General features: G+C 65.9%; 14 protein-coding genes. 9 read left to right on the plus strand and 5 right to left on the minus strand.

The features are described 5' to 3' along the window. Positions 1 to 71: 71 nt before the first annotated feature. The 4 genes from VGN82_RS04785 to VGN82_RS04800 form a co-directional block, all read right to left on the minus strand. The gene (locus VGN82_RS04785; RefSeq protein ID WP_327525849.1) at positions 72 to 1,652 is read right to left on the minus strand and encodes an ABC transporter substrate-binding protein; all 1,581 of its coding nucleotides are present in this window, start codon (positions 1,650 to 1,652) and stop codon (positions 72 to 74) included. A gap of 106 nt (positions 1,653 to 1,758) precedes the next feature. Further along, positions 1,759 to 3,252, minus strand: coding sequence for an amidase (locus VGN82_RS04790; RefSeq protein ID WP_327525850.1), 1,494 nt, complete (start codon positions 3,250 to 3,252; stop codon positions 1,759 to 1,761). 142 nt (positions 3,253 to 3,394) lie between these two features. Continuing rightward, positions 3,395 to 4,417 carry a nickel/cobalt transporter gene (locus VGN82_RS04795; RefSeq protein WP_327525851.1) on the minus strand — a complete coding sequence of 341 codons (1,023 nt, stop codon included), beginning with the start codon at positions 4,415 to 4,417 and terminating at the stop codon, positions 3,395 to 3,397. Between the two features lie 9 nt (positions 4,418 to 4,426). Beyond that, positions 4,427 to 5,074, minus strand: coding sequence for a DUF1007 family protein (locus VGN82_RS04800; protein ID WP_327525852.1), 648 nt, complete (start codon positions 5,072 to 5,074; stop codon positions 4,427 to 4,429). Between the two features lie 222 nt (positions 5,075 to 5,296). Here VGN82_RS04800 and VGN82_RS04805 point away from each other — a divergent pair, with 222 nt between their 5' ends. Further along, the gene (locus VGN82_RS04805; protein WP_327525853.1) at positions 5,297 to 5,971 is read left to right on the plus strand and encodes a Crp/Fnr family transcriptional regulator; all 675 of its coding nucleotides are present in this window, start codon (positions 5,297 to 5,299) and stop codon (positions 5,969 to 5,971) included. Positions 5,972 to 6,047: 76 nt separating this feature from the next. Here VGN82_RS04805 and VGN82_RS04810 read toward each other — a convergent pair whose 3' ends face one another. Further along, entirely contained in the window at positions 6,048 to 6,251 is a 204-nt protein-coding gene (locus VGN82_RS04810) for a hypothetical protein (protein ID WP_327525854.1), read from the minus strand. 397 nt (positions 6,252 to 6,648) lie between these two features. Here VGN82_RS04810 and VGN82_RS04815 point away from each other — a divergent pair, with 397 nt between their 5' ends. The 8 genes from VGN82_RS04815 (at position 6,649) to VGN82_RS04850 (ending at position 16,068) form a co-directional block, all read left to right on the plus strand. After that, entirely contained in the window at positions 6,649 to 8,634 is a 1,986-nt protein-coding gene (locus VGN82_RS04815) for an AMP-dependent synthetase/ligase (protein ID WP_327525855.1), read from the plus strand. Then, positions 8,631 to 9,446, plus strand: a complete 816-nt coding sequence (locus VGN82_RS04820) for an ABC transporter ATP-binding protein (RefSeq protein WP_327525856.1) — start codon at positions 8,631 to 8,633, stop codon at positions 9,444 to 9,446. Before VGN82_RS04815 ends, VGN82_RS04820 begins: the two co-directional genes overlap by 4 nt. A gap of 217 nt (positions 9,447 to 9,663) precedes the next feature. Then, complete coding sequence (locus VGN82_RS04825) at positions 9,664 to 10,578, plus strand: branched-chain amino acid ABC transporter permease (RefSeq protein WP_327525989.1); 915 nt, start codon at positions 9,664 to 9,666, stop codon at positions 10,576 to 10,578. 10 nt (positions 10,579 to 10,588) lie between these two features. Further along, positions 10,589 to 11,668 (plus strand): branched-chain amino acid ABC transporter permease, encoded by a 1,080-nt coding sequence (locus VGN82_RS04830; protein WP_327525857.1) that lies wholly within the window; start codon positions 10,589 to 10,591, stop codon positions 11,666 to 11,668. Between the two features lie 104 nt (positions 11,669 to 11,772). Further along, the gene (locus VGN82_RS04835) at positions 11,773 to 13,104 is read left to right on the plus strand and encodes an ABC transporter substrate-binding protein (RefSeq protein ID WP_327525858.1); all 1,332 of its coding nucleotides are present in this window, start codon (positions 11,773 to 11,775) and stop codon (positions 13,102 to 13,104) included. Between the two features lie 158 nt (positions 13,105 to 13,262). Next, positions 13,263 to 14,108, plus strand: a complete 846-nt coding sequence (locus VGN82_RS04840; RefSeq protein WP_327525859.1) for an ABC transporter ATP-binding protein — start codon at positions 13,263 to 13,265, stop codon at positions 14,106 to 14,108. Positions 14,109 to 14,139: 31 nt separating this feature from the next. Then, positions 14,140 to 14,820 carry a zinc metallopeptidase gene (locus tag VGN82_RS04845; RefSeq protein WP_327525860.1) on the plus strand — a complete coding sequence of 227 codons (681 nt, stop codon included), beginning with the start codon at positions 14,140 to 14,142 and terminating at the stop codon, positions 14,818 to 14,820. Between the two features lie 15 nt (positions 14,821 to 14,835). Further along, positions 14,836 to 16,068: a phenylacetate--CoA ligase family protein gene (locus VGN82_RS04850; protein WP_327525861.1), complete on the plus strand. Its 1,233-nt coding sequence runs from the start codon at positions 14,836 to 14,838 to the stop codon at positions 16,066 to 16,068. Positions 16,069 to 16,074: the final 6 nt, after the last annotated feature.

Raw genomic sequence — 16,074 nt, forward strand, 5'->3', positions numbered from 1 at the left:
CGATGGATCCCGGATCGGCGCGGCTTCGCCGCTTGTCCAGGATGACGGTGCGGTTCAGCGCGGAGCTGTCGTCACACCCGCTTCAGGCCCCACGGATAAGGCGCCGAGCCCTTCTGCATGCCGGTCAGGCTCTTGCGATAGGCCGTGCGGATCTGGAAGACGCCGAGCGGAATCGTCGCGGTCTCCTCCAGTGCCAGCCTGCCGAGCGCGGCAGCCGCCTTCTTCTGCGCGGCTTCGTCGGGGGCATACAGCCACTCCTCGGCCAGCGCTTCGGCCTTGGCGCTCTCATACCAACCGAACCAACCCTTCGCTCCCTGTCCGCGGACGAGATAGGACAGCGCCGGATTGCTCCAGCCCGGTGCGGAACCGGTGGTGTGGAAGATGCTCCAGCCGCCCTTCTCGACCGGCTCGCGGCTGTTGCGGCGCTGGATCACGGTGCCCCAGTCGCTTGCGACGAACTCGACGTTCATGCCGATCTGCTTCAGCAGCTCATAGGTGACATCGCCGAGCGGGCCGATGTCCGGGAAGTCGGTCGGGCTGATGATGACGACCTTCTCGCCGTTGTAGCCGGAGTCCTTCAGCGCCGCCTTGGCCTTGTCGACGCTCTGCGGCATCAGGTCTTCGAGCTCGCCATCGTAGTAGGTCGTGCCGCGGAACCAGAGATTGCGCGAAGTCTTCCAGACCGACGTGTCGTCGCCCTGGGTGGCGCGCATGTAGTCCTCCTGGTTCACGGCCATGCGGACGGCGGCGCGGACCTTGGGATTGTTGAAGGGCGGGTGCAGGTGGTTCAGGCGCATGATCGCGCCGCGGCCGCCTTCGTCGGTGACCTCGCGGGTGATGTCTGGGCTCTTGGCCAGCATCGGCTGGAGGTCGCTGAGCGGGCGCTCCCACCAGTCGACCTCGCCCTTGATCAGCGCGTTCGCGGCGGTCGCCGGATCGGGCAGGATCTGCCATTCGATGCGCTTGAAGTTGGCGACCTTGCCGCCGGCGTTGCGGCTGGGAGGCTCGCTGCGCGGCTTGTAGTCCTCGAACTTCTCATAGGCGACCTTGCTGCCAGAGACGAACTCGGCCGGAATGAAGCGATAGGGGCCCGAGCCGATGACCTCGGTGATCTGCTTGGTCGCGTCGGTCTGCGCCAGGCGTTCCGGCATGATGAAGAGCGGCGAATCCGCCTTGGCGAGCACGTCGAGCATCATCGGGAAGGGCCGCGTCAGCTTGATCTCGAAGGTCTTGTCGTCGATGGCGGCCGAGGATTCCATGACCTTGGCCAGGAGTTGGCCATAAGGGTCGCGCTGGACCCAGCGCTTCAGGCTCTGCAGGCAGTCGGCGGGCTTGACGGGGGAGCCGTCATGGAAGGCGAGCCCGTCGCGCAGCGTGAAGCGCCAGCTTTTGCCGTCGGCGGCGACCGCGTGGCTCGCGACCATCTGCGGCTGCGGCTTGCCGGCGAGATCGAGCCCGTAGAGCGTGTCGTAGACGTAGTAGCCGTGATTGCTGGTGACCGTCGCTGTCGTCCAGACCGGATCGAGCGCCGTCAGATTGGCCTGCGGCACGAATTTCAGCGTGGTTGCCGATTGCGCGGCGGCGCGCCCGATCGCGGCCGGCCCGGCCAAAGTGAGGGCGGTCGCCCCCTTCAGGAATGTGCGGCGCTTCATTGATGTCGACCCCTCTGCATTTTGTTCAATGACGGCATGGGACATGCGCGCCGGGACAGCTGTCTTGGACGTTTCGGTCGTCCGAGCCGGCGCGCGCGCCGATCGCTTAGTCGAAACCCATGAAGCCGGGCGTGTCGCTGATGCGCGGCCCTGCCATGAGCTTCGCGATGTCGGGTACGGGGCGTGCCGTCAGCGCATCGCCGGCGAGCGCCTGTTCGAGAGCGGCCGCCACCGCCAGCACCTTGGCGTCGCCGCCGCGCGGGCCGACGATCTGCAAGCCAAAGGGCATGCCGTGGTCGTCGAGACCGACGGGCAGCGAGATCGCGGGATGGCCGACGGTCGTCGGCGCATAGGCCAGCGCCAGCCAGTGGAAATAGGTCCGCGTCGGCCTGCCGTCGATCTCGGCCGGATAGAGCTCCGACCAGGGCCGCGGGCTCAGCGTCACCGCGGGCGACAGGATGACATCGTAATGCTCGAAGAAGCTCTGCCAGCGCAGGTAGATCGCGGTTTGCTGCTTCAGGGCGCGAGTGATGTCGAGCGCGCCGTAGCGCAGGCCTTCCTCGACATTGGCGCGGACATTGGGGCCGACCAGCTCGGGCGTGTCGCGGACCCGGTCATGCATGTTGGCAAGGAATGAGACCGCTCGCAGCACCTCGAAGGTCTCGTCGGTGCCCGAACAGTCCGGGGTCGCGTTCTCTGCGGCCGCGAAGAGCGAGGAAAAGGCGCCGACCTTCTCGGCGAAGACCTTGCGGATGTGCTTCTCGGTAGGAGCGAAGCCGAAATCCGGCGTCACCGCGACTTTGAGCGAGGCGAGGTCGATGGCGGCCGGGACTGCGAAATCCTCCGGCCGGCGGACGGTCTTGCCGTGGATCGTCGTCGAGAGGGGATCGGCCGCGTCGTCGCCAACCATGGTCGAGAGCAGCAGGCAGAGATCGGGCACGGTGCGGGCCATCGGTCCCAGGACCGAGAGCGGGTTCCAGCCGAGCGGGCGCTTGTCGCTGGGGACCAGCCCCGGCGTCGGCCGGAAACCGACGATGCCGTTATAGGCGGCAGGATTGCGCAGCGAGCCGCCGGTGTCCGAGCCAGTCGCGATCGGCACCATGTTCGTCGCCAGCGCGACACCGGAGCCGCCGGACGAGCCGGCGGCGCACTTGGCTGGATCGAAGGGATTGCCGGTCGCGCCGTAGACGGCGTTGCGGGTGTTGGCGCCGGCGCCCCATTCGGGCGTGTTGGTCTTGCCGATAACGATCGCGCCGGCCGCGCGGGTCTTGGCGACGATGAGCTGGTCCTCGGCCGGGATATGGTCGGCGTAGAGCTGGCTGCCATAGGTGGTGCGCAACCCGGCGACGTTCTCCAGATCCTTCACGCCGAGCGGCAGGCCGTGGAGGGCGGGCAGCGGATCGCCGCGCATGGTTGCGGCGTCGGCCGCCTTGGCGGCGGCGCGGGCGCGCTCGTCATCGCGGGCGACCATGGCGTTGACGGCGGGATCGACGGCATCGATGCGTCGGATGCAGCTTTCGAGCAGTTCGCTGGCGGAGAGCTTCTTGGCTCCGATCAAGGCGCGGGCCTCGACGGCGCTGAGTTCGCAGGGTTCGGTCAAGTGGGTAGGCCTTTCGCTGACGGCCGAGCGACGCAAGAGGCGTGCCTCGCTCGGGCTGGGGCAGTCTAAGCAAAAGGTGGCGGCCGTGAAGTGCTGACGGTGCGGGGATCGCGCTCGCGGGGTGCGCCTGACGCAGGCAGCTTCAGCTTCCCTGTCCGCTCATCGCAAGCCCGAGGAAAAGGGCCGCGCCGAGCACGGCGACGAAGGCCGCCGCCAGCAACTCCAGCGTCGCGATGATCCGCGCGGCACGGAGCGAGGAGCCGCCGGCGAGTTTCAGCGCCGCGAATTTGAAGAAGACGGCAAGTGACGCCAGTGCGCCCGTCGTCAAAGCGGTTCCGAGCGCCATCGCGAAGGTTGCAGCGATGCCGGCCCAGAGCAGCCCCTGCGATGCCGCGAAGACCAGGATGATCAGCGCACCCGCGCAAGGCCGCAGCCCCGCCGCGACGACGACGCCGGCCATTTCGCGCCAGTTCCGCAGCCGGGCGATCTCGTCGGGGCCGGGCATATGGACATGGTCGCAGGACGCGTCATGCGACTGGGCGCCATGGCCGAGCGCCAGCAGTGCGCCAGCCTTGCGCCAGAGCACGAACGTGCCGACCAGGGCGACCAGCGCAAAGCTCGCGGTTTCGACGACATCGGTGGCGATCGACATCGTCTTCGCGGTTGCGTTGAGCGCGATCGTGAACGTGCCGACCAGCGCGATCGCGACCAGCGCCTGCAGGATGGCGGCCGCGAAGCTCAGGCCGAGCCCGCGCCGCAGGCTCCTGTCGTCGGCGACGATGTAGCCGGATATCACCGCCTTGCCGTGGCCAGGACCGGCGGCATGGAAGACGCCGTAGCCGAAGGCCAGACCGAGCAGGCCCCAGAGTGCGGCAGGATTCGCCGCGACGGCCTTCAGCGTTGCCGTCAGCTCGCGGTAGAACGCAGATTGCCAGGCAAGGATCATCCCGCCGATGCCGGTCGTCGCGGGAGCGGCCTCACGCGGCAGCGGAACGCCGAAGGGATTGCGCGGCGGCGGGGGCGGCGGCGGACTCCACGCCGCGATGACCGCGGCAAGGAGCGCGAAGGCGCCCGCCACCACGGCGAGGGCAAGCGCCATCAAGATCAACCGACGCGAGAGGGCCGGCCAGGGCAACAGGGTCGGGCGGGGCGTGCTCAGGGACATGAGGCCGGATCAGGGGCACGCAACGAGTGCGCGCGTCGTCACCTGCAGTCCGCTGGTGTCGGGCGTGGCGGTGACATCCTCCTGCGCCAGCTTCTGCTGCACGGCAGGGTCGAGCTTCGGCGGTCTGGCGATGCGGACGATGCAGCCCTTCGGGGCATCGCGCGTGATCACGGCATCGGGCGCGTCGACGATGTCGAAGGCGACGAAATAGCTGGGGTCACCGATCTCGATGCCGAAGGAGCGATTGGCATGGGCCGGCACCTTCAGCGGCAGCGTATAGGTCAGCGTCAGGATCTTGTTCTCGAAGACGAGGCCAGCCTCGTTGGGCAGGCCGAATTCCTGCGCCTTGCCGTTGGCCTTGGCCGTGGTGAAGAAGCCGACATCGGGTAGGGATTCGACATTGACCTTGGCGAGCTCGGCGAGTTCGTCCGGCGTCAGCTTGCCGTCGCCGTTCTTGTCGAGGCCCTGGGTGATGAAGGCCGAGTAAGCCTCGTCGAAGCTCCAGATATGCTTCAGCGCCCTGACGGTGCCGTCGGGAGCATAGAGGATTTCGGCGCGGGCGCTGACGAAGACATGCGGATGCGCTGCGGCAGGCGCTGCGAGGCCGAGGCAGCCGACGAGCGCGAGCAGGGCGGAACGGGCGGACCGCAGCGTCAAGACGGACATCCTTTGCATGCATCAAAGCTGATGCGGCGTGGTTAACGGATGATGAACCAAGCCGCTCCAGTGCATTATCGCACCAGGCTGCGTCGCCCGAAAACTGGGCCAAATCGCGGCGCTGGCACTGCGCCGTCGGCAAAAGTCGCACTTGCTCTGGCCGCCCGGTATGGTGTCCTCTCGCCCTGGCCGCCCGGCCCAGCAAAAGGTGACACGTCGATCGTGATCTCGCCCGAGGAATTGCGACGTATCGCCGCCTGGTCACGCGATCTGACCGGGGAGGAGTTCGAGGAGGCGCGGCGCGGGATCTCCTTCAAGAGCTATGGCAAAGGCGCCAATATCTGCCATGTCGGCGACCGGATGGAGGCCTGGACCGGCGTCGCCGAGGGGCTGGTCAAGATGTCGACGACGTCGAAGACCGGCAAATCCGCCACGCTCGCCGGGATGCGCGCGGGCGCCTGGTTCGGCGAGGGCACGGTCATCAAGGGCGAGCTGCGCCGCTACGAGCTGGTGGCGTTACGCGAGACGAAGCTGGCGCTGATGCGGCGCTCCACCTTTCTGTGGCTGTTCGAGCATTCGGCCGCGTTCAACCGCTTCCTCGTCCACCAGTTCAACGAGCGGCTGGCCCAGTTCATCGCGCTGGCCGAGACCGAGCGCACGCTCGACTCGACGGGACGGTTGGCACGCAATCTCGCCTGGTTGTTCAACCCGACGCTCTATCCCGACGAGGGCCGCACGCTCGAGGTGAGCCAGGAGGAACTCGGCCTGCTCGCCGGCATGTCGCGCCAGATTGCCAATCAGGGGCTGCAGAAGCTCGCCGATCTCGGCCTGCTCGAGGTCGGGCACGGCAGCGTGACGATCCTCGATGTCGAAAGGCTGGCGCGTTACGAAGGCTGAAGCCGGAGCGCTCATCCACACAGCAAAAAGGCCAGCCTGAAAGGCCGGCCTCGTCGCATCTTCTGCCGTGCGCCGCTTACTCGGCGGGGGTCATCTCGACGGTGTAGTGACCGCACCAGTCGGTCGCGCCGACCACCGGCCAGAGTCCTCGCGCATCCGGGCCCGGCTGCGACACTGGCGGATTGTAGCGGCACAGGCCTTCGGCGCGCTGCGTCGAGCCCGTGTTGGACTTGTGATCGTCGAAGAACTTGCAGCTCTCGCAATGCGCGGTGGTGGCCATGTCGGGCTCCTCAAGGCGGGTGTCATATCGTTGCCTGGATTAGAATTAGAATGACTCTAAACTAAAAGTCAAGCGCCTGTGAGTTTGCGCGCGAGTGCCGCCGGCGACCGGGCACTCCCGCTCCCGCGGTCCGGAAGGCTGCCGATGGGCCGCACGGCGTTGCGCCTGCGAGATGTCGCGAGCCGGAGCGTTGGGCGGCAATGTCAGGGGACTGGTCGAGCGCGGAGCGTCAGCCCGCAATGACCCAAGACAATAGTCGTCAAAAGGCGAATTGTCTGTCAAGCCCACCCTTGCAAAGCTCATGCGCGGCTGCGAGGCTTGCATCAACGACAAGGGCCGAATGGCCCGAACGAAGGCTGGTGCAATGTACGCCGGCCGCTCAGGGTGGAGACGGACGATGGCAAGCGCGAGCGCCGGCCAGGCGGATACCTTTCCGAAATTGCTGCTGCGTAACGAGCGCGAGCGGCCAGGCCGTGTGGCGTTCCGCCACAAGGACCTCGGCATCTGGCAGTCCTGGAACTGGGCCGAGGTGGCCGAGCAGATCCGCAGTTTCGCGCAGGGCCTGCAGAAGCTCGGACTGAAACGCGGCGAGAAGGTCGCCATCATCGGCTACAATCGGCCGCGCCTGTACTGGTCGATGGCGGCTGCGCAGTGGCTCGGCGCCGTGCCGGTGCCGGTCTATGCCGACAGCGTCGCCGACGAGATGGCCTATGTGCTCGATCATGCCGAGTCAGTCTTCGCCGTGGTGCAGGATCAGGAGCAGGTCGACAAGATCCTCTCCATCGCGGACCGCCTGCCGAACCTGCGCCATATGCTCTATGACGAGCCGCGGGGCTTGCGCGACTACGACCACGGCAAGCTGCACGCGATCGACCAGGTCATCGCAGCCGGCCGCAAGGACCTCGCCGCGGATTCAGCGGCCGCCACTGCGCTCGAGCGCGAGATGCAGGCCGGCAAGGGCTCCGATCTCGGCATCATCCTCTACACCTCGGGCACGACCGGCCGGCCCAAGGGGGTCATGCTCAGCCATTACAACGTCATCACGGCGGCCGAGATCGGCTGCCAGTTCGACGGGCTGAACGAGAGCGACGAAATCATCGCCTATCTGCCGATCGCCTGGGTCGGCGACCATGTCTTCTCCTATGCGCAGGCGATCGTCGCCGGCTTCTGCGTCAACTGTCCGGAAGGACCGGAGACGGTGATCGAGGATCGGCGCGAGGTCGGCACGACCTACGCTTTCGCGCCGCCGCGCGTGTTCGAGACCATGCTGACGCTGACCATGGTGCGGATGGAGGATGCGGGCGCGCTGAAGCGGAAGATGTTCCACTACTTCCTCGGCGTCGCGAAGAAGCATGGCGAGAAGATCCTGAACGGAGAGAGCGTGCCGCTCGGCGGGCGCCTGCTCTACATGCTCGGCGACGTGCTGGTTTACGGCCCCCTGCGCAACCGTTTCGGCCTGACCAACATCAAGGTCGGCTATACCGCCGGCGAGGCGATCGGCCCGGAGCTCTTCCGCTTCTACCGCTCGATCGGCGTCAACCTGAAGCAGCTCTACGGACAGACCGAGGCCGGCGTCTACATCACGATGCAGCCGAACGGCGAGATCAGGGCCGATACGGTCGGTCGCCCGGCGCCGCTGGTCGAGATCCGCATCGACGACAATGGCGAGGTGCTCTACCGGTCGCCCTCGATCTTCGGCGGCTACTACAAGGATCCCGACAAGACCGCCGAGACGATGACCGCCGACGGCTATGTCCGCTCGGGCGATGCCGGCTTCTTCGACGACGAAGGCCATCTCAAGATCATCGACCGGGCCAAGGATGTCGGAAAACTGAACAGCGGCGACCTGTTCCCGCCAAAATACATCGAGAACAAGCTGAAGTTCTATCCCAACATCAAGGAGGTCGTGGCCTTCGGGCAGGGGCGCGACTACGCCACCGTGGCGCTCAACATCGACCTGACGGCGGTGGGCAACTGGGCCGAGCGCAATAACGTCGTCTACGCCTCCTATCAGGAGCTCGCCGGGCACGATCTCGTCTACGACATGATCGCGGAGCATGTCGACGAGGTGAACCGTTCGCTCGCAGCCGAGCCGCTGATGGGGGGAGCGCAGATCAAGCGTTTCCTGATCCTGCACAAGGAACTCGATGCCGATGACGGCGAACTGACGCGGACACAAAAGGTCCGGCGCGGCTTCATCGCCGAGCGTTATGCGCCGCTGGTGAACGCCCTCTATGACGGCTCCGATGCCGCCGACATCTCGACCGAGGTGACCTTCGAGGACGGGCGCAAGGGCCTGATCTCGGCGCGGGTCAAGGTGCGTGACGCCAAGACCTACCCGGTGAGCGCGCCCGAGCGCCAGATTCCTGCGAGGGCGGCATGAACGCGGCAACGATGAACGTGACCGGCGAACCGATCCGCGAGAAGGGCGAGGTCCTGCTCGCCGTCCAGAACGTCTCGCTCCGTTTTGGCGGGGTGAAGGCGATCTCGGACGTTTCCTTCGACATCCGCAAGGGCGAGGTGCGGGCCATCATCGGCCCCAACGGCGCCGGCAAGACCTCGATGCTGAACTGCATCAACGGGTTCTACCAGCCCCAGGAGGGGCAGATCACCTTCAAGGGCGAGCGCCGGCACAAGATGAAGCCGCATCGCGCAGCGGCGGCCGGCATTGCCCGCACCTTCCAGAACGTCGCGCTGTTCAAGGGCATGTCGACGCTCGACAACATTATGACCGGGCGCACGCTGAAGATGAAGCGCGGCTTCTTTTGGCAGGCGCTGCGCCATGGTCCGGCGATGAACGAGGAGATCGAGCATCGCAAGGTGGTCGAGGACATCATCGACTTCCTGCAAATCGAGCACATCCGCAAGCTCCCGGTCGGCAAGCTGCCCTACGGCCTGCAAAAGCGGGTCGAGCTCGGCCGGGCGCTGGCGATGGAGCCCGAACTGCTCCTGCTCGATGAACCGATGGCCGGCATGAACCTCGAGGAGAAGGAGGACATGTGCCGCTTCATTCTCGACGTGAACCAGCAGTTCGGCACCACGATCGCCCTGATCGAGCACGATATGGGGGTCGTGATGGACCTCTCCGACCGTGTCGTCGTGCTCGAATACGGCCGCAAGATCGCCGACGGTACGCCCAGCGAGGTGAAGGCCGACCAGAAGGTGATCGATGCCTATCTGGGAGTGGCGCATTGATGAGTGCCGCCATGCAGCCAGCCTTTTTCAGCCGTGCCGGGTGCAACGGAGCAAACCCATGAGCGACGTCGCCGTGCGGCCCATGCCGAACCTCCTCGCCAATGGCTGGATCAAGGCCGGGCTGATCCTTGCCGCTATCGTCGTCGCCGCGATCCTCGGGGCGCGGCTCGACGGCTCGGGCACGCTCCACAAGATCTTCATCGACCCGTTCGACCAGATGGTCGCAGCGCCCGATCTCCTCGCCCAGACGGTCTGGGAGGGGCTGGTCTCCGGCGTTCTCTACGCGCTGATCGCGCTCGGCTTTGTGCTGATCTTCAAGGCGTCGGGCGTGTTCAACTTCGCCCAGGGCATCATGGTGGTGTTTGCGGCGCTGACGCTGGTCGGGCTCTACGAGAAGGGCGTGCCGGCGTTCCTGGCGGTGATCCTGACGCTCGGCGTGATGTTCGTGCTCGCGGTCGCGATCGAGCGCGTGGTGCTGCGCCCGCTGGTCAACCAGCCCGACATCATCCTGTTCATGGCGACCTTCGGCATCACCTATTTCCTGATCGGGCTCGGCGAATCCGTCTTCGGCGGCAATCCCAAGCAGATGATCGCGGACCAGCTCTGGCTGCCCAAGGGCGCGGTCGATCTGAAGCTGTTCGGCGGGCTCGTCTCGCTGCAGAAGATCGACATTGCTGCCGCGATCATCGCCTCGGTGATGATCGCGGTGCTCGCGGCCTTCTTCCAGTACACCCGCATCGGGCGGGCGCTGCGCGCGGTCGCGGACAGCCATAAGGCGGCGCTCTCGGTCGGCATCTCGCTGAACCAGATCTGGGTCATCGTCTGGTTCACCGCCGGCATCGTCGCGCTGATCACCGGGATCATGTGGGGCGCGCGCTCGGACGTCTCCTTCGCGCTCGAGATCGTGGCGCTGAAGGCGCTGCCGGTGCTGATCCTGGGCGGCTTCACCTCGATCCCCGGCGCCATCATCGGCGGGCTGATCATCGGCATCGGCGAGAAGATGGGCGAGTTCTACTGGGGGCCGCTGGTCGGCGGCGGCATCGAGAGCTGGCTCGCCTATTTCATCGCGCTGGGCTTCCTGCTGTTCCGGCCGCAGGGCCTGTTCGGCGACAAGATCATCGAACGCATCTGAGGGCCGGGACATGTTCTACCGCGAGGCCGGCCAGTTCAAATCCACCTACCAGGCCGACATGGCCGTGTTCCCGATCCGGCAGGACCGGATCGGCCTGGCCATCATCCTGGCCATCGCCTTCATCGGCATCCCGATGCTCGCCAATGACTTCTTCATCACCTCTGTGATGATCCCCTTTCTGGTGTTTTCGCTGGCGGCGATCGGACTCAACATCCTGACCGGCTATACCGGCCTGATCTCGCTGGGAACGGCAGCCTTCATGGGGGTCGGTGCCTATGCCTGCTACAAGCTGACGACGTTCTTTCCTGGCGTGAACATCATCGTCCTGATCCTGGTGTCGGGGCTGTTCTCGGCCGGGATCGGCGTGCTCTTCGGCCTGCCCTCGCTGCGGATCAAGGGCTTCTATCTCGCCGTCGCGACGCTCGCCGCGCAGTTCTTCCTGCAATGGGCCTTCGTGCGCGTGCCCTGGCTGTTCAACTACAACGCATCGGGCGCGATCGAGGTGCCGCAACGCCTGCTCTTCGGCATTCCCGTCACCGGTGCCTCGGCTGCGCCCGAGACGCGCTACTTCGTGTGCCTCGTCCTGGTCGTGGCGCTGACCTGGTTCGCTTCGAACCTCGTCCATGGCAAGATCGGTCGCTCCTGGATGGCGGTCCGCGACATGGACATCGCCGCCGAGCTGATGGGCATCAAGCTGCTCAACGCCAAGCTGCTCGCCTTCGCGGTCTCGTCCTTCTATGCCGGCGTCGCCGGGGCGATGATGATCTTCCTCTGGTATGGCGGCGGCGAAGCGAACGACGTCTTCACCATCCGCCTCTCCTTCAACATCCTGTTCATGGTCATCATCGGCGGGCTCGGCTCGCTGATCGGCTCCTTCTTCGGGGCGGCCTTCATCGCCAGCCTGCCGACGATCATGAAATTCGGCCTGCCCGCGCTGGGCGTTCCGATGTCAGGCGCCACCGCCGAACACGTCACCTTCATGCTGGTCGGCGCGCTGATCATCATCTTCCTGATCGTCGAGCCGCACGGGCTGGCGCGGCTCTGGCAGATCGGGAAGCAGAAATTGCGGACGTGGCCGTTCCCTTATTGAGGCTGAGGGTAACGACCCAAGAAACGACCGGCGACGCTGAAGCGCCGGCGCTGAAAGACCGATCCGGCAAAAGCCGATCGGGAGGAAACGAACGGAGGAACTCGATGAAGACCAGCAATCTGATGAAGGGGGCGGCCCTCGGCGCCCTGCTCGCTGCGGCTGGCGCGGTCGCTCCGGCCGCGGCACAGGACAGCGTCTATTTCGCCAACAACGCCTACCGCACCGGCCCCTTTGCCGGATCGGGGATCCCGATCGGCGACGGCATGCGCGACTACATCACCATGATCAACGAGCGCGATGGCGGCGTCGGCGGCGTCAAGATCGTCTATGAGGAGTGCGAGACCGGCTACGACACCAAGAAGTCGATCGAGTGCTACGAGCAGGCCAAGTCGAAGAATACGATCGTCTATTCGCCCTGGTCGACGGGCGCGACGCTCGCCGCCATCCCGCGTGCCCATATCGACAAGATCCCGATCCTGTCGATGGCCTACGGCCTCTCGGCCTCGGCTGACGGCAACAGCTTCCCCTGGGTCTTCATCCCGCCCTTCACCTATTGGGACGGCGCTTCGCTGATGGTGAAGCACATGGCCGCCGAGCTCGGCGGCATGGACAAGCTCAAGGGCAAGAAGCTCGGCCTGATCCATCTCGACGCGCCCTTCGGCAAGGAGCCGATTCCGGTGCTCGAGAACCTCGCCAAGAAGTACGGCTTCGAGGTCAAGCTCTATCCGGTGGCCGCCGCCGACATGCAGAACCAGGGTTCGCTCTGGCTCTCGATCCGCCGCGACCGGCCCGACTACCTCTATAACCAGGGCTGGGGCGCGATGAACCCGACCGCGGTCAAGGAGGCGATCAAGAACAACTTCCCGATCAACAAGCTGGTCGGCGTCTGGTGGGCTGGCGGCGACGACGACGCACGCGCGGGTGGACCGGAAGCGAAGGGCTACAAGTCGCTCAACCTGAACGCGGCCGGCACCAATTTCCCGGTCATCCAGGACATCCAGAAATACGTCGTCGACAAGGGCAAGAGCCTCGCGGCGAAGGATAAGGTCGGCGAGAACCTCTACAACCGCGGCGTCTACAACTCGATGCTCGTGGTCGAGGCGATGCGCAACGCGCAGAAGCTGACCGGCAAGAAGGTCGTCAACGCCGAGGACATGCGCCGCGGCCTGGAGACCCTCAACATCACCGAGGCTCGTCTGAAGGAAATCGGCATGGAGGGCTTCGCCACGCCGACGACGATCTCCTGCTCCGACCATTCCGGCCACAGCAAGGCCTATGTCGCGGAGTGGGACGGCACGAAATGGACCAAGCCCGGCGAGTGGCTGGAGCCGCTCAAGGACGAGGTCCGGCCGCTGATCGAGGCCAACGCCAAGGACTACACCGACAAGGCCGGCAACTGGCCGAAGCGGACGGAGTCCTGCGAGAAATCGTCCTGACGTGACGAGAGACTGAACCCTCTCCCCTCGGGGGAGAAGGTGCCCGCGAAGCAGATGGATGAGGGCCGGCTCGCTCTGCCCTCATCCGTCCATCCCTCATCCGACCCGGCAGACGCCGGGCCACCTTCTCCTGCGAGGGGGGAAGGAAGGAGCGCGAGATGTCGACCGCTACACTGGAACAACCAGCCGCCGCGACCGCCAGCGACAACATCCTGTCGCTCAACAACATCGAGGTGATCTACGATCACGTCATCCTCGTGCTGAAGGGCGTTTCGCTGCAGGTGCCGCGCAAGGGCATTGTCGCAATCCTCGGCGCCAATGGGGCAGGCAAGACGACGACACTGAAGGCGATCTCGAACCTGCTCAAGGCCGAGCGCGGCGAGGTCACGAAGGGCTCGATCGTGTTCGAAGGCGAGCGCGTCGACAGGATGTCACCGAACGAGCTCGTGCGGCGGGGCTGCATCCAGGTGATGGAGGGCCGGCACTGCTTCGGCCATCTCTCGATCGAGGAGAACCTGCTGACCGGAGCCTTCACCCGCCGCGACGGCAATGCCGCGATCAAGCGCGATCTCGAGAAGATCTACGAGCTCTTTCCGCGGTTGAAGCAACGCCGCAATTCACAGGCGGGCTACACCTCGGGCGGCGAGCAGCAGATGTGCGCGGTGGGCCGGGCCATGATGTCGAAGCCGAAGATGATCCTGCTCGACGAACCGTCGATGGGCCTCGCCCCGCAGATCGTCGAGGAGATCTTCGAGATCGTCCGCAGGCTCAATGCCGAGGAAGACGTCTCCTTCCTCGTCGCCGAGCAGAACACCAACATGGCGCTGCGCTACGCCACCTATGGCTACATCATGGAGACGGGCCGCGTCGTCATGGATGGCGAGGCCAGGATGCTGCGCGAGAACGAGGACGTGAAGGAGTTCTATCTCGGCGTCGCCGAGGGCAACAAGAAATCCTTCCGCGAGGTCAAGAGCTACAAGCGCCGCAAGCGCTGGCTGTCATGACCGATGGGCCGGCAGGCGCTATAGCGCAGCGATGCTCTACGCCATCCTCGCCATCGCCGTCATTCTCCTGATCTTCGGGCCGCAAGCCTGGGTGCGCAACGAGATGAGCAGACACGCAACCCCTCGCCCCGATCTGCCGGGGACTGGTGGCGAACTGGCCCGGCATCTGCTCGACCGCTTCCAGCTTGGCGCGGTCAAGGTCGAGAGCACGGCGGCCGGCGATCACTATGATCCGATCGCGCAGGCGGTGCGGCTATCGCCGGAGAACCATGACGGGCGCTCGATCACGGCCGTCGCAGTTGCCGCCCATGAGGTCGCCCATGCGATCCAGCACGCCCAGGGCAGCACCTTGTTCGCGCTCAGAACCATGCTGGCGCGCTTCCTCGGTGTCTTCGACAAGATCGCGATGGCGGTGCTGCTGACGGTCCCGCTCGTCATGGCGATCACCCATGTGCCGGCGATCGGGCTGATCCAGTTCGGCATCGCGATCGCGATGCTCGGCGTCGGGCTCGTCGTGCATCTGGTGACGTTGCCGCTGGAGCTCGACGCCAGCTTCGGCAAGGCGCTGCCGATCCTCACGACCGAGGGCTACCTCGATCAGGCCGACGTGCCGGCGGCGCGCGGCGTGCTGCGCGCTGCGGCCTTCACCTATGTCGCCGGTGCACTGATCGGCCTGCTCAATTTCCTGCGCTTCCCGCGCATTATCCGCTGAACCGGGACGAAACCCATGAGCGCGCATCACGACGATCTGGAGACCCGCTCCCCCGACGCTCGCGAGGCCGACCTCTTTGCGAGGCTGCCAGCCGTGCTCGTTGCCGCGATGCAGGCGCCGGCCTATGCCGAGCGGCTGGCCGGCATCGATCCCGCGGATATCACCGACCGCAACGCGCTCTCGACCCTGCCGGTGCTGCGCAAGGCCGAACTTCCGGCCTTGCAGAAGCAGGCGCTGCCCTTCGGCGGATTCGTTCCCGGCCAGCCTGGCGCTTTCGGGCGGCTGTTCACCTCGCCCGGACCGATCTTCGAGCCCGAGGGCACCGGCCGCGACCCCTGGGGCGCGGCTCGGGGCCTGTTCGCGGCGGGCTTCCGGGCCGGTGACATCGTCCTCAACACCTTCGGATACCATCTGACGCCGGGGGGCTTCATCATGGATTCGGGTGCGCGGGCGCTCGGCTGCGCCGTCATCCCGGCCGGACCCGGCAATACCGAACAGCAGATGGAGGTGATCTCCGCCTACAGGCCGAGCGCCTATACCGGCACGCCGGATTTCCTGAAGATCCTGATCGAGGCGGCCGAGAGCCGCGACATCGACATCTCCTGCATCAAGCGGGCGGCCGTCTCGGGAGCCGCCTTCCCACCCTCGCTCCAGGCCTGGGTGCGCGAGCGCGGCATCGACGCCTATCAGCTCTATGCAACTGCCGATGTCGGCATCATCGCCTATGAGACGTCGGCGCGGGAGGGGATGGTGCTGAACGAGAACCTGATCGTCGAGATCGTCCGGCCCGGCACCGGCGATCCGATCGAGCAGGGCGAGGTCGGCGAGATCGTCGTCACCAATCTCGACCCGCATCACCCTCAGATCCGGCTCGCCGTCGGTGATCTCACGGCGGTGATGGCCGGCGCCAGCGCCTGCGGCCGGACCAACGCCCGGATCAAGGGCTGGATGGGCCGCGCCGACCAGACGGCCAAGATCAAGGGCATGTTCGTGCGGCCCGAGCAGGTCGCGGAGATCGCCAAGCGTCACAGCGAGATCCACAAGCTCCGGCTCGTCGTCGGTCGGGCCGACGAGGTCGACACGATGACGCTGAAGGCCGAAATCTATGCCGAGCCCGAAGGGTTGGTCGATGCGGTTTCCGCCAGCCTGCAGCAAATCACCAAGCTGCGCGGTGCGGTCGAAATCCTGCCGCTCGGGGCACTGCCGAACGACGGCAAGGTTATCGCCGACGAGCGGCCGGTGGGCTGACGGATC

The organism is Allobosea sp. (genome assembly GCF_035999205.1).
In the GTDB taxonomy this organism is placed as follows: Bacteria; Pseudomonadota; Alphaproteobacteria; order Rhizobiales; family Beijerinckiaceae; genus Allobosea.

Coding starts and splice junctions, on each gene's coding strand:
- VGN82_RS04785 (WP_327525849.1), bottom strand. CDS start 1,652: ATGAAGCGCCGCACATTCCTGAAGGGGGCGACCGCCCTCACTTTGGCC.
- VGN82_RS04795 (WP_327525851.1), bottom strand. CDS start 4,417: ATGTCCCTGAGCACGCCCCGCCCGACCCTGTTGCCCTGGCCGGCCCTC.
- VGN82_RS04810 (WP_327525854.1), bottom strand. CDS start 6,251: ATGGCCACCACCGCGCATTGCGAGAGCTGCAAGTTCTTCGACGATCAC.
- VGN82_RS04815 (WP_327525855.1), top strand. CDS start 6,649: ATGGCAAGCGCGAGCGCCGGCCAGGCGGATACCTTTCCGAAATTGCTG.
- VGN82_RS04820 (WP_327525856.1), top strand. CDS start 8,631: ATGAACGCGGCAACGATGAACGTGACCGGCGAACCGATCCGCGAGAAG.
- VGN82_RS04825 (WP_327525989.1), top strand. CDS start 9,664: ATGGTCGCAGCGCCCGATCTCCTCGCCCAGACGGTCTGGGAGGGGCTG.
- VGN82_RS04830 (WP_327525857.1), top strand. CDS start 10,589: ATGTTCTACCGCGAGGCCGGCCAGTTCAAATCCACCTACCAGGCCGAC.
- VGN82_RS04835 (WP_327525858.1), top strand. CDS start 11,773: ATGAAGACCAGCAATCTGATGAAGGGGGCGGCCCTCGGCGCCCTGCTC.
- VGN82_RS04840 (WP_327525859.1), top strand. CDS start 13,263: ATGTCGACCGCTACACTGGAACAACCAGCCGCCGCGACCGCCAGCGAC.
- VGN82_RS04845 (WP_327525860.1), top strand. CDS start 14,140: ATGCTCTACGCCATCCTCGCCATCGCCGTCATTCTCCTGATCTTCGGG.
- VGN82_RS04850 (WP_327525861.1), top strand. CDS start 14,836: ATGAGCGCGCATCACGACGATCTGGAGACCCGCTCCCCCGACGCTCGC.